Origin of the sequence: Brevibacillus brevis (genome assembly GCF_031583145.1) — a bacterium.
Lineage (GTDB): Bacteria > Bacillota > Bacilli > Brevibacillales > Brevibacillaceae > Brevibacillus > Brevibacillus brevis_E.
The window spans coordinates 2,556,574-2,569,632 of record NZ_CP134050.1 but is presented as its reverse complement, the minus strand read 5'-3'; the positions used below and the strand labels follow the sequence as shown (position 1 = coordinate 2,569,632).

Sequence of the window (13,059 nt, the reverse complement as noted above, 5' to 3'; positions counted from 1 at the left end):
ACAAATCCCACTCCTTCATTGGCTGTTCAGAAGGCCAATCAAAGAGTGGGATTTTTGACTTGTTCTTTACAAACTAGCTGATCTTCGCCTCAATCCGCAGCTTGTCCGCCACCATCGCGATGAACTCGGAGTTGGTCGGCTTCGCCTTGGTGTTGGAAATCGTGTAGCCGAACAGGCTGGAGATGGAATCCAGATTCCCGCGGGACCAGGCTACCTCGATCGCGTGTCGGATCGCACGCTCTACGCGGCTGGCCGTCGTGTTGAACTTCTTGGCGATATCCGGGTACAGGACTTTGGTGATGGAGCCGAGCAGCTCCACGTCGTTGTACACCATCGTGATGGCTTCACGCAAATACAGGTACCCTTTGATATGGGCAGGAACGCCGATTTCGTGGATGATGCTGGTGATGCTGGCATCCAGATTGCGACCACGCACGGCCAGAGGGGCCTGCGGCTTCACCGAAGAAACAAAAGAGGAAGCAGGCTTCGTCGTGATCATTTGACGAATGCGCTGAGCCAGTACCTCCATGTCAAACGGCTTGAGGATGTAGTAGGCAGCGCCCAGCTCAACCGCCTTTTTGGTGATCTCCTCCTGACCGAAAGCGGTCAGCATAATAATTTTGGGCTGCGGGCTCAGACGCATGGCCTGAATTTGCTCCAATACAGCCAATCCATCCAAATGGGGCATGATAATATCCAAAATCAAGACATCGGGCACGCGTTCTTGGAGCAGCCTGACTACCTCGTTACCGTTGTACGCGACGCCAACGACGTTCATGTCATACTGACTGCTGATGTACTCTTCCAACAGGTTCACAAATTCGCGATTATCATCTGCCAATAACACTTCAATCTTGCTCAAAGTCGTTCCTCCTAACAATGGACGGTCTTTTGGAAAGAAGGTGGCATCTTAGAGGTCTTTATCTAAAAGGATAAGTCCAAACCATCTTTTCACTTCTAAACTGATTCGACAAACGGGTACCCTTTCCTGCCAATGACGAAAGATTGAATGATTTCACTGATATTTCGACAAAGAATACGTCCATCTGTCAAATCGGTGCAAAAATCTCGACGGGAAGGGAAAAAAGCCGTCTCGCGCGTGGCGTGACGGCTCATCTCGGTGTCATCAGGCAGCCTTGCCGGTGCTAATCTTGGTTTTGGACTCGGGAGCGCCCCGCAGATTGACTCCTGCATCCCTCAGCATCCATTCGATGTAACAGCCGTATCCGGATGTCGGATCGTTGACGAACACATGGGTGACGGCGCCTACGATTTTCCCTTTTTGAATGATGGGGCTGCCGCTCATTCCCTGGACAATGCCGCCTGTCTTCTCCAGAAGACGTTTGTCCGTCACCTTGATGATCATCCCTTTTGTGGCAGGAAAATGCTGTTTGATGACATTGGCGATTTCAATATCAAATTCCTCCACTTTCTGGCCGTTCACTACCGTCAAGATCTTAGCGGGACCTTCCTCCACCTGCTCGGCCAGCGCGACCGGCAGCGGCTCGTCGTAAAAGCTCCGCTTCGGCGCGTCCTTCATTTTGCCGAAGATGCCAAACGGCGTGTTTTTCGTAATATTCCCCAGCACTTCACTCTCGTTGTAGAAACGGGCAAACTTTTCGCCTGGATTCCCGCTCTGTCCTTTCTCAATGGAGGTCACACTCGCTTGTACGATCTGCCCGTCTCCGACGACAATGGCCTGACCGGTATCCACGTCGGAAATGACGTGACCCAATGCGCCGTATGCTTTTGATTGGGGATCATAAAAGGTGAGCGTCCCGACACCTGCCGCTGAGTCACGAATGTAGAGCCCCATGCGGTACTCGTTGTCTTTTTTGTCCTTTGCGGGACGCAGCGTGAGATTCAGCTTTTCTTTTCCGCGGACGACGAGCAGCTGGACGGGCTGATTGCGCTTGCCCGCTTCGTTGATCATCTTTTTGACGTCGTTCATGTCGTTGATGTACAGATCGTTCATTTTGACGATCATGTCTCCCACATGAACGCCGGACTGCTCTCCTGGCGAATACTTGGTTTTGCCGTCATCCACCAAGTGATGGCCGACGACCAGGACCCCTGCTGTTTGCAGCTTTACCCCGATCGATTGACCGCCCGGGTAGAGACGCAGATCCGGCAGCACATTTACTTTGACGGCTGTCAGCGGAATGTTTCGCCACTTCACCTGCAACTCCGCTTCCCCTGCCCGCCGCGGTTCGACGGACATGGGCTTGCTCAGATCAACGGACACTTCGCGCGCCTCTGTCCCATTGACGTGCAAAATGTCGGGGTTGCTGTTGACAAGAGTGCCCATTACTGGCACGGAGACGCGCAACTGTTCGAGGGATCCTTCCATCATGCGAAGTTCATGGGGAAAGGATGACAGATCGCGGAACGGGGTGGAACTCACGACGAGCGCCGTGATAAGGAGAAGGAAACTTCCCATCCATTTTCTTTTGTTCTGTCGGATCACCAGCAATCACTCCTACCGTTCCCTACCTACACCTATGTGACACCTCCACCTTGTGTACCTTTAATGTTGCCTCCAAGGAAGCGGATTATGTCAGGAAAAAAAGACTGCGGGCAAGGGTCAGCCCACAGTCTTTCTTTCGCGCCCCAGGAGGATCATCTCCCGGGCATGCTCTTCAGTTTTCGCTGTCACTTCGGCTCCGCTCAGCATCCGCGCCAGCTCGATGACACGCTCGTCATCCGACAGTCTGGAAACGATGGTCATCGTTTCGTGCTCGCTCATCTCCTTTTTGATCAGGAAATGGGCGTCAGCCATGGAAGCGACCTGCGGCAAGTGGGTGATGCAGAGAACCTGCCGCTGCCCGGCCACACGGGCCAGCTTTTCGGCAATCGCCTGAGCGGCTCTGCCGCTTACACCTGTGTCCACTTCGTCGAAGATCAGGGTCTCCACCTGATCCGTTCCCGCCAGAATCGTTTTGATGGCCAGCATCACGCGGGACAGCTCCCCGCCGGACGCAATCTTGGCCAACGGCCGCAGCGGCTCTCCCGGATTGGGGGAAATGAGGAATTCGATTTGGTCCATGCCGTTCGCATCCACCTGGCGCTTGATCCCGTCGATCTCGACCCCGTCCTCGTCCGGGGTCTGCCGCACGTCGATGGCAAAACGCGCTCGCTCCATATGTAGCTCTTTCAGCTGTTGTTCGATCTCCACCGCCAGCTTTTGCGCACATTCCTGGCGGATGGCGGACAATTCGAGCGCCTCGACAGCCAGGTCGGCCGCGATCTCGCTCAGCCGCTCCTGCACTTGCTGCAGACGGTCTTCGTAGTGGTGCATATCATCCAGCTCATCCTGGATCGTGGCCGCATACTCGAGGATATCGTCTACGCTTTTTCCGTATTTTCGCTTCAGGGACTGAATCTGGTCCAGCCGGCTCTCCACCTCCGCCAGCTGAGCCGGCTCGAAGTCCATCTGATAGGACAGTTGACGCAGCTTGTGCACCACGTCCTCGATCTGGTAATAGGCGTTTTGCACGGTTTCCAGGATCGGTCCCAGCTGCTCCTCGTACCCGGCTACACGCTCGAGCTCGCCCATGGCGTGACCCAGCCAGTCCATCCCCTTCTGATCCCCGTACAGCGATCGGTACGCATCCTGGATCGATGAATAAACCTTCTCAATGTTCATCCACTTTTTCCGTTGCTGCATCAGCTTCTCGTCTTCGCCAGGCGCAAGCGCTGCAGCTTCGATCTCGCTGAGCTGATACGACAAGAGATCGATCCGCTGCACCAGCTCGCGCTCATTGCGCGCCATGCGTTCCAGATCCTGCTTCGTCTTGCGAAAGGCAGCATAGAGCTGGGAGTACTCCGCCTTGGCTGCCCCAAGCGCGGATTCCCCGTACGCGTCCAGCCAATTGATATGCTTGTCCGACTGCATCAGCATATGCGTGTCGTGCTGTCCGTGCACCGTTACCAGCCATGGTCCGAGCTCACGCAGCATGGCGAGGGTGACCATCTGCCCATTGAGGCGAATGATGCTTTTCCCTTGATTGGAAATGTCTCTGCGCACGACCAGCATGCCGTCTTGCTCGATCTGCACGCCGAAGCCCTCGCATACCGTCAAAGCCGGATGACCCGACGGCAGCTCAAACAGCCCTTCTACCTCGGCCCGGGTCTCTCCGTAGCGTACAAAGTCGGCGGAAGCTCTGCCTCCCAGCAATAAGCCGAGCGCATCGATGATGATGGATTTTCCCGCTCCTGTTTCACCTGTTAAGATATTCAAACCCTTTTGGAAGGAAATGGTTACGGATTTGATGATGGCAAAGTTTCGAATGGAGAGTTCCACTAACATGGCAAGCGACCACCTCTTACAGCATTTCCATAAAGCGATTTGTCACTTCTTCGGTATTTTCCTTGGAACGGCAAATGATCAGGATCGTATTGTCCCCGCTGATCGTGCCCATGATTTCTTCCCAAGGCAGATTGTCGACCAGCTCCGCCACCGCGTTCGCGTGTCCCGAGAGTGTTTTCAGCACAATAAAATGGTCGGCCTTGTCGATGCTGACAAATGAATCGACGAGCATGCGCTTCAGCTTTTGCAGCGGATTGAACTTTTGCTCGGTCGGCACCGAATATTTATACCGTCCATCCGGCAGCGGCACCTTCACCAAATGCAGCTCCTTGATGTCCCGGGACACGGTCGCCTGCGTGACATTGAAGCCCGCAGCACGCAATCGCTCAACCAGCTCGTCCTGGGTCTCCACCTCGGAATTGCTGATGATGTCCCTGATTCGGATATGTCGTTGCCCTTTGTTCATATGATTTACTCCCATTCCCCTTGTAGTTTCGTGCGGATCGCTTCGAAAAAGCCGCCTGGCTTCCACTTGACAAGCGGTGTGACGTACGGCGACTTCTTGATGTAGATGTGATCGCCGCCTTCCAGCCTGTAACCGAACTGGCCGTCGATGGAAAGGCCCATTTCCTGATGGACAGCATCGACCTCCACCCGGATCACTTCATTGCCGGAGAGCACCATCGGACGTGCTGTCAGCGAGTGCGGCGCAACCGGAGTCAGTAATAGCATGTCCACATTCGGCGCGACGATTGGCCCGCCTGCTGACAAGGAGTACGCGGTGGAACCAGTCGGCGTCGATACGATGACCCCATCTCCGCTGAACGTGGCGATGTACGCCTCGTCCAAATATACTGCGCACTGAATAATCCGGCAAAACGATCCTTTGGCGATCCCGATGTCATTCATCGCGGTATAGGTCCCCAAGGTCTTGCCCTTTCGAACCAGCTTTGCCTCCAGCATCGTGCGTTCTTCAATATCGTACTTGCCTAGCAGAAGGTTGTCGACTGCGTGAGGCAGGTGCTCAGGCTCTGCTTCCGACAAAAAGCCCAGCGTGCCCAGATTGATGCCCAGGATCGGCACCGAGCGACCGGCCAGCTGGCGAGCGATGCCTAGCAAGGTCCCATCGCCTCCGAGCACACAGATCAGATCCGCTTCACTCCCGATCTTCTCCACGGTCGTTCGCAGTTCGGCACGTCCCAGGTCGGAAGCGATGTTTTCCTCCAGAAAGACCCGAGCACCGCGCGCTTCCAGCAAATACAGCAGTTCCCGCGCGACGATCCGGGCCTCCGGCTTTCCTTTATTCGCTATGATTCCAATTTTCTTCACATGGTCCACCCCAAACCGGTTGGTTGGCAATCTTTATACAAGTATACAACTATTCATGAATAAATAAAAAGCCTCGATTCGGACAAAACTCCCGAGGCTTTGCGAAATCTCTTTTTATTTGAGCTCGGCATGAGCCGAAGCCACGACTTTTGTGACGAGTTCGAGCCATTCTTCCGCTTCCAAGCCGCCCTCGCCTTTTTGTGCGTGCAGGACGAACTCGATATTGCCTTCTCCCCCCGTGATCGGAGAAAAATCAAGTCCCCGCAGGGCGAATCCCAGCTCTCTGGCAAATTGGCCAATGTCCGTCAGCACAGCCTCATGTGTCTCAGGGTCGCGTACGATGCCATTTTTGCCGACCTTCTCTTTGCCAGCTTCAAACTGCGGCTTGACCAGGGCGACGACATCGCCCCCCTGCTTCAGAAAGCGGTACAGGACAGGCAGAATCAGCCGAAGTGAGATAAAGGAGACGTCGATCGATGCTGCATCCGGCTGCTCATGCGCAAAGCTTTCCGGATCCATGTGCCGGAAATTGGTGCGTTCCATCACCACGACGCGCTCATCCTGGCGAAGGCTCCACGCCAGCTGGCCGTAGCCGACGTCGATCGCGTAGACCATCCGGGCTCCGTGCTGCAGCGCGCAATCCGTAAAGCCGCCGGTAGAAGCCCCGATATCCATCATGACGCGATCAGTCAAGTCGATCCCGAATACGCGCAAGGCCTTTTCCAGTTTGAGTCCACCCCGTCCTACGTACGGATGGACTTCCCCCTTGACTGTGATCGCGACATCTTCCGTGACCTTGGTCCCGGGCTTATCGCAGCGTTCGCCGCCAACCTGCACCAGGCCAGCCATTACTGCCGCTTTCGCTTTTTCCCTTGTTTCGTAGATGCCCCGCTCCACCAGGAGGACATCTACGCGTTCTTTTCGTATGCTCATGCTTCCACTACGCCCTTCGACACAGGCATCAAGGCGCGCACGCGGGAAGCGATGTTCTCTGCCGTGAGTCCCACTTCCAGCCGCTGTTCCTTGACACTTCCATGCTCCACGAAATAATCCGGTACCCCGACCATCTGTACATTCACGCCATCAAACCCTGCGCGTTGGTAACACTCCAGTACCGCGCTTCCGAAGCCGCCCATCTCCGAGCCTTCCTCGACAGTGATGATCTGGTAGCCTTCCCGCGCGAGGCGGAATAGCAGCTCCTCATCCAACGGCTTGCAAAAACGGGCATTGACGAGCATCGGCTTGATCCCTTCCGCTTTCAGCGCTTGGACAGCCTGCTCGGCGATCTCAAACACGTGTCCGAACGAGACGATCGCGACATGCTTTCCTTCCTGCACGATTTCCGCTTTTCCGATCGGCAGCACTTGCAGTTCTTCATCCATTTTCACACCGCGAACAGGGAGACGCGGATAGCGGTAGGAAATCGGTCCGCCGTCGTATACGGCGGCTGTCTTCATCATGTGCCGCAGTTCGTTTTCATCCTTCGGAGCCATGATGACCATATTCGGAATGACGCGCATGAAGGCGATATCGTACATGCCTTGATGCGTCTCTCCGTCTGCGCCGACCAGACCTGCCCGGTCTACGGCAAAAACGACATTGAGCTTTTGCCGGGCCACATCGTGGATCAGCTGGTCATACGCCCTCTGCAAAAAGGTCGAATAGATCGCCAGGACCGGCTTGAGTCCTTGCGTGGCCAGACCCGCCGCAAATGTACATGCATGCTGCTCGGCAATCCCGACGTCAAACAGCCGGTTCGGGTATTTTTGTCCGAACGGGATCAAACCTGAGCCGGCAGGCATTGCCGGAGTGACTGCCACGATCCGGCTGTCCTCCTCTGCGAGCGTAATCATGGTGTCCGCAAAGATCGAGGTGTACGTAGGTGCCGACTTCGGCGTGTCGCCGGATTCGATTTTATACGTGCCAATCCCGTGCCACTTGACGGAATCCGCTTCTGCGGGCGCATAGCCTCTGCCCTTTTTGGTGATCGCGTGGATCAGGACAGGCCCTTTGGTCTGCTTGGCAGTTTTCATCGTATCGAGCAACAGCTCGATATTGTGGCCGTCAATCGGGCCGATGTAGGTAAAGCCAAGCTCCTCGAATAGAACCCCGGAAACGAGCAAATACTTCATGCTGTCCTTCACTCGTTCGGCTATATTCGCCAATTTTCCGCCTACAGCGGGAATGGATTTGAGCAGACCTTCCAGTTCGTCCTTTGCCCATTGATAGTTCTCCATGGAGCGCAATTTGCCCAAATAGTTGTGCATGGCCCCCACGTTCGGCGCGATGGACATCTCGTTGTCGTTCAGCACCACGATCACATTTTTCCTCTCGTGACCGATGTGGTTCAGCGCTTCGAATGCCATCCCGCCCGTCAAGGCACCGTCGCCGATAATCGCGACGACATGGTTTTTTTCTTTCTTCAAGTCGCGCGCTGTCGCCATCCCCATCGCAGCGGACAGCGACGTGCTGCTGTGTCCGGTCTCCCAGACGTCATGGGGACTTTCCACCATTTTGGGGAAACCGCACATTCCTTTGTATTGGCGCAGTGTCGGAAACATGTCGCGACGCCCCGTCAACAATTTATGTACATACGCCTGATGGCCTACGTCCCAGATCAGCTTGTCCTTTGGACTCTCAAATGCATAGTGCAAAGCCAGCGTCAGCTCGACGACGCCGAGGTTTGGCGCCAGATGGCCGCCTGTTTTGGACAGAGTCTCTACGAGAAAATGCCTGATTTCCGATGCCAACGTATATAGCTGCGAATGAGTACATTTTTTCAAGTCTTGAGGATTATTTATAGTCGTAAGCAGCATGGGTATTCCTCACTTTCCACTGTTCGTTCTCCTGCGATTGTGCATGACGCAGTACAATCCAACCCTAGGAAAACTCGCCTTGCCATGTGCAAAGCCATGATAACGGTTCATTTACACTTGCTTCATTATAACGGTTTCTTTACAAAAACACCACTTTTCCTCTTTCAATGCCAATGACCGTACGAAAGCGCCTTCCTTTTGGTAAAATAATATGGATCGAACAAAAAATGAATAGGTGAGGTGAAGCTGCCATGAAGTTTTCCCAGATCGAGTATACGCGTATCGACATGGGTCTTATGGAGCGAAAGTTCGAGCAGCTGCTAAAGGAGTTCCGTGAAGCAGCCAGCTATGGCGAGCAGGATCAGGCGATGGCCCGGTTGATCGAGCTGCGGCAGGAAGTCGAATCCGCTCGGGAAGTCGCGCAGATCCGGCATACGATCGACACACAAGACCCTTTTTACAAAGACGAGCAAGATTACTGGGATGAGGTCGGCCCGATCTACCAGGGCATCATTTCCCGCTACTACGAAGCCATCGTCCAGTCCCGCTTTCGTTCCGAGCTGGAAAAGAAATGGGGCGCTCAGCTGTTTCGCATCGCAGAGACGACTTTGCGGACGTTTTCTCCTGACGTCGTCGGAGATCTGCAAGAAGAAAACAAACTGGTAAGCCGTTACGTCGCCCTGACAGCATCCGCAAAAATCATGTTCGAAGGCGAGGAAAGGACTCTCTCGCAGCTGCTCCCCTTCCAGACATCGAAGGACCGTGCCATGCGCAAGCGGGCGAACGAAGCGAAGTACGAGTTCATGCGCAGCCATGCAGATGAGCTGGACCGCATTTTCGACGACCTGGTAAAGGTGCGCTCGCGGATCGCAAGCAAGCTCGGCTTTGCGAACTTTGTGGAGCTGGCGTACGCCCGGCTGAACCGGACGGACTACAACGCCTCTCAGGTAGCGGTATTCCGGGACCAGGTCCACAAGCACATCGTGCCGGTCGCCACCAAGCTGGCTGAACGCCAGCAAAAGAGAATCGGCGTCGATGTTATGAAGTATTACGATCTGGCATTCGAATTCGCTACGGGCAATCCAACTCCAAAGGGGTCGCCGGAGTGGATCGTGGAAAACGGCAGGAAGATGTACGCCGAGCTGTCGCCGGAGACCGATGAATTTTTTGCGTTCATGCTGGAAAACGACTGTCTGGACCTGCTGAGCAAAAAGGGCAAAGCCCCCGGGGGATACTGCACGTACATCAGCCAATACGGACTCCCTTACATATTCGCCAATTTCAACGGCACCTCCGGAGACGTAGACGTGCTGACCCACGAAGCCGGCCATGCCTTCCAAGTCTATGTCAGCCGCGGCTTCGAAGTCCCGGAATACCACTTCCCGACATACGAAGCGTGCGAGATTCACTCCATGAGCATGGAGTTCTTGACTTGGCCATGGATGGACAAATTTTTCCTGGAAGATACCGACAAGTACAAATTTGCGCATTTGAGCGGGGCCCTCACGTTTATCCCGTACGGTGTCGCCGTGGACGAATTCCAGCATGCCGTGTACGAGAACCCGGAGATGTCTCCGGCCGAACGCAAGCGCACGTGGCGCCAAATCGAGCGCAAATACCTTCCTCACCGCAATTACGACGAGAACGAGTTTCTCGAGGAAGGCGGTTATTGGCAGCAGCAGCGCCACATTTACTGCGATCCGTTCTACTACATCGATTACACCCTGGCCCAAATTTGCGCCTTCCAGTTCTGGAAACGCGCCCAGGAAAATGCGGATGTCGCCTGGCAGGATTACTTGACCCTGTGCCGGGAAGGAGGAAGCAAGTCCTTTACCGAGCTGGTGGCGGTCGCAAAGCTGGTCTCACCGTTTGAGGAAGGCTGCATTTCCTCCGTCATCGGGGATATTGAGCGATGGCTGGACAGCATCGATGATCGGTCGCTGTAAGCTCCACTGATCGAGTCCGGAACAACCGAAAAACAAAGAGGCCAGCGAGCTTCGGCATTGGGACCGAAACACGCTGGCCTTTCCTCTTGTGCTCTTTTCGTTATTTCTGCCGGTTTTGGACGTAGTCGGCCAGCGGGCTCAGGGCTGAATGCTCCAATCCGGCCTCTTCCAGAGCCGCTTTCGCCTCGAGGATCAGCGAAGCCAATCGCTCCTTGGACTCCTTCAGCCCAAGCAGGGCCGGATACGTCGCTTTCTGCTTCTCCGCATCGCTGCCTACAGCTTTTCCGAGCTTGGCGCTGTCGCCTTCCACGTTCAAGATATCGTCCTGGATCTGAAAGGCAAGGCCAATGCACGATCCGTAGCGGGTCAATGCCTGCATCTGCTGCTCGCTTGCTTCCGCGAGGTAACCGCCCCCGCGCAGCGCTGCGATGAGGAGATCACCCGTTTTGTGCTGGTGGATGAATTCCAGCTGGCTCAGCTCGAGCTGCTTGGTCTCCCCTTCGATGTCGGCCATTTGTCCGCCTACCATCCCTGTCGCACCGGCGCGCCGTCCCAATTCGGCGATCAGGTTTACGACGGTTCGTGCGGGTACATCGCTCTGCTCCCGATACGATTCGGCGATCAGGGAAAAGGCCCGGGTGAGCAGCGCGTCCCCTGCCAAAATCGCCGTCGCTTCGCCAAACACCTTGTGGTTCGTCGGCTTGCCTCTGCGCAGGTCGTCGTCGTCCATCGCGGGCAAATCGTCGTGAATGAGCGAATACGTGTGGATCATTTCCAGAGCCACGGCAAAAGGGACCCCTCGTTCCACAGGCTTGTCCAAGGCTTCGAGAACCGCGAGCACCAGCATCGGGCGCAGCCTTTTCCCGCCCGCCGTCAATGAGTATTTCATCGATTCGAAAAGGGCGTCCGGAACCCCTTCCCGCTCGAGGGCAGGAACCAGATGCTCCTCGATATAGGCGGTCTTCTCCGCCAAATACGTATCGAATGTATCAACAGCCATTACGCTTCCCCTTCCATGCGAAAAGCTTTTTGCTTCAGCTGTCCGTCTTCCTCTACCAGTTGAGTGATTTTCGCTTCGATCGCATCGAGCTTCTGCCCGCATATCCGGGAGAGCGTGACCCCTTCCTGGTAGAGGGTGATCGCCTCTTCCAGCGGAATTTCCCCTTCTTCCAGCCGCTGGACGACTTCTTCCAGCCGCTTCATCGCTTCCTCAAACTGCATGTCAGTCTCTGGATCCGTTTTCTTGCGAGCCATTGTGCTTCTCCTCCCGATCGATCTGTTCCACGCGTGCCGTCGCGCTTCCGTCGCTTAATCGTACCACGAGCTCGTCGCCGCTCGCAAACTGGTCTACGGATTTGACGATTTTGCCACCTGCGTATACGAGCGAGAAACCGCGCTGCATCACTTTGAGCGGACTGAGCGCGTCCAGCCTGGCCACCTGAGCAGAGAAGGCCATCTGCCGATCGCTGAGCAGGCGGCGCATCCGTTCATCCAGACGCGCCCGGACTGTCATCGCATACTTGCGGCGTTCGCCGATCTGGTCTGCCAATCGATAGCGGCTGATTTGCCGGGCGAGCCTTTCGAATCGTTCCCGCCTGATGGCGAGCAGACGTTTCATGGACTGTCGCATTCGCAGCTGCGCACGGTCCAGGCGTTCCGCCGCTTCTTCCAGTCTCCGCTGAGGCTGTCGCATGGCATACGAGCCTGCCAATTGATCCAGCCGCTTGCGCTGCACAGTAAGCCGCTGGTGAACGGCCCTGTGCATGCGGACGTCGAGCTGCTTGACCCGCTCCACCCATTCCAGGTAGTGCGGTACGGCCAGCTCGGCTGCGGCAGTCGGTGTCGCGGCGCGGACATCGGCCACGAAGTCGGCGATCGTCACATCCGTCTCATGCCCCACGGCAGAAATGACGGGAATGAGCGATGCCGCGATCGCCCTCGCCACCTGCTCATCATTAAACGCCCACAGCTCCTCGATCGAGCCGCCTCCCCTTCCGACGATGAGCACGTCGATATCGGACTGCTGGTTGATGATGCGAATGGCCGAAATGATCGAAGCCGGGGCTTCCACACCTTGGACAACCGCGGGTGCCAGCACGATTTCCGCCTGTGGATATCTCCTGCGAATGGTCGTGCAAATATCGCGAATCGCTGCTCCCGTTGGCGAGGTGACGACTCCGACCCGCTTGGGAAAGCGCGGCAGCGGCCGTTTTCTTTCGGCAGCGAACAACCCTTCACCCGCCAGCTTTTCCTTCAATTGCTCGAAGGCCAAATACAGCGAGCCCAGCCCGTCCGGCTGCATCTCTCTGGCATAGAGCTGATAGGCCCCATCCCGCTCGTAAGCGGAGATGGAACCCCTCACAATCGCCTTGGTCCCGTCTTTGGGCAAAAAGCGCAGAAACCGGTTATGACTGGCAAACATGACGACCTTGATCCGCGACTGCTTATCCTTCAGGGTAAAGTACATATGGCCGCTCGAATGGTGAGTGAAGTTGGAGATTTCTCCCCGCACCCACACATCCTGCAAACGCGATTCCTTTTCCAGCACCATCTTGATATAGCGGTTGAGATCACTGACAGATAAGATGTCTTGTATGGCCATGCTCCCCTCCTCCTATAAAAGAAAATGGATAAAGGGGTCTTTATCCATTTTCGTGTC

11 protein-coding genes are annotated in these 13,059 nt (G+C 55.6%); 1 reads left to right on the top strand and 10 read right to left on the bottom strand.

Annotated features, from left to right (window positions below):
• Nucleotides 1–73: 73 nt before the first annotated feature.
• The 7 genes from spo0A to dxs all read right to left on the bottom strand — a co-directional run bounded on the left by spo0A (nt 74) and on the right by dxs (nt 8,454).
• Nucleotides 74–862, bottom strand: coding sequence for a sporulation transcription factor Spo0A (gene spo0A, locus RGB73_RS12815; RefSeq protein ID WP_310772555.1), 789 nt, complete (start codon nt 860–862; stop codon nt 74–76).
• Between the two features lie 264 nt (nt 863–1,126).
• Entirely contained in the window at nt 1,127–2,467 is a 1,341-nt protein-coding gene (gene spoIVB, locus RGB73_RS12810) for a SpoIVB peptidase (RefSeq protein WP_310772554.1), read from the bottom strand.
• Nucleotides 2,468–2,584: 117 nt separating this feature from the next.
• Entirely contained in the window at nt 2,585–4,309 is a 1,725-nt protein-coding gene (recN, locus tag RGB73_RS12805) for a DNA repair protein RecN (protein ID WP_310772552.1), read from the bottom strand.
• A gap of 16 nt (nt 4,310–4,325) precedes the next feature.
• Nucleotides 4,326–4,775, bottom strand: coding sequence for a transcriptional regulator AhrC/ArgR (gene ahrC / locus RGB73_RS12800; RefSeq protein ID WP_310772551.1), 450 nt, complete (start codon nt 4,773–4,775; stop codon nt 4,326–4,328).
• Nucleotides 4,776–4,780: 5 nt separating this feature from the next.
• Nucleotides 4,781–5,638 (bottom strand): NAD(+)/NADH kinase, encoded by an 858-nt coding sequence (locus RGB73_RS12795; RefSeq protein ID WP_310772550.1) that lies wholly within the window; start codon nt 5,636–5,638, stop codon nt 4,781–4,783.
• A gap of 114 nt (nt 5,639–5,752) precedes the next feature.
• Nucleotides 5,753–6,571 carry a TlyA family RNA methyltransferase gene (locus RGB73_RS12790; RefSeq protein WP_310772549.1) on the bottom strand — a complete coding sequence of 273 codons (819 nt, stop codon included), beginning with the start codon at nt 6,569–6,571 and terminating at the stop codon, nt 5,753–5,755.
• On the bottom strand, nt 6,568–8,454 hold the full coding sequence (gene dxs, locus RGB73_RS12785; protein WP_310772548.1) for a 1-deoxy-D-xylulose-5-phosphate synthase: 1,887 nt from the start codon (nt 8,452–8,454) through the stop codon (nt 6,568–6,570). Before dxs ends, RGB73_RS12790 begins: the two co-directional genes overlap by 4 nt.
• Nucleotides 8,455–8,705: 251 nt before the next feature.
• On the opposite strand from dxs, the gene RGB73_RS12780 reads away from it, so the two are divergent.
• Complete coding sequence (locus tag RGB73_RS12780; protein ID WP_310772547.1) at nt 8,706–10,400, top strand: M3 family oligoendopeptidase; 1,695 nt, start codon at nt 8,706–8,708, stop codon at nt 10,398–10,400.
• A 100-nt stretch (nt 10,401–10,500) separates the two neighbouring features.
• Here the strand turns inward: RGB73_RS12780 and RGB73_RS12775 are convergent, their stop codons facing one another.
• From RGB73_RS12775 to xseA, 3 genes are read right to left on the bottom strand one after another with little or no spacing between them, the layout of a single operon-like run.
• The gene (locus RGB73_RS12775; protein WP_310772546.1) at nt 10,501–11,400 is read right to left on the bottom strand and encodes a polyprenyl synthetase family protein; all 900 of its coding nucleotides are present in this window, start codon (nt 11,398–11,400) and stop codon (nt 10,501–10,503) included.
• Entirely contained in the window at nt 11,400–11,654 is a 255-nt protein-coding gene (gene xseB, locus RGB73_RS12770; RefSeq protein ID WP_310772544.1) for an exodeoxyribonuclease VII small subunit, read from the bottom strand. Before xseB ends, RGB73_RS12775 begins: the two co-directional genes overlap by 1 nt.
• Nucleotides 11,623–13,002 (bottom strand): exodeoxyribonuclease VII large subunit, encoded by a 1,380-nt coding sequence (gene xseA / locus RGB73_RS12765; RefSeq protein ID WP_310772542.1) that lies wholly within the window; start codon nt 13,000–13,002, stop codon nt 11,623–11,625. Before xseA ends, xseB begins: the two co-directional genes overlap by 32 nt.
• Between the last annotated feature and the right edge of the window lie 57 nt (nt 13,003–13,059).

Bases quoted from the DNA above. Each gene is read 5' to 3' on its own strand.
- recN (WP_310772552.1), bottom strand. From the start codon at position 4,309: ATGTTAGTGGAACTCTCCATTCGAAACTTTGCCATCATCAAATCCGTA.
- ahrC (WP_310772551.1), bottom strand. From the start codon at position 4,775: ATGAACAAAGGGCAACGACATATCCGAATCAGGGACATCATCAGCAAT.
- RGB73_RS12790 (WP_310772549.1), bottom strand. From the start codon at position 6,571: ATGAGCATACGAAAAGAACGCGTAGATGTCCTCCTGGTGGAGCGGGGC.
- dxs (WP_310772548.1), bottom strand. From the start codon at position 8,454: ATGCTGCTTACGACTATAAATAATCCTCAAGACTTGAAAAAATGTACT.
- RGB73_RS12780 (WP_310772547.1), top strand. From the start codon at position 8,706: ATGAAGTTTTCCCAGATCGAGTATACGCGTATCGACATGGGTCTTATG.
- RGB73_RS12775 (WP_310772546.1), bottom strand. From the start codon at position 11,400: ATGGCTGTTGATACATTCGATACGTATTTGGCGGAGAAGACCGCCTAT.
- xseB (WP_310772544.1), bottom strand. From the start codon at position 11,654: ATGGCTCGCAAGAAAACGGATCCAGAGACTGACATGCAGTTTGAGGAA.
- xseA (WP_310772542.1), bottom strand. From the start codon at position 13,002: ATGGCCATACAAGACATCTTATCTGTCAGTGATCTCAACCGCTATATC.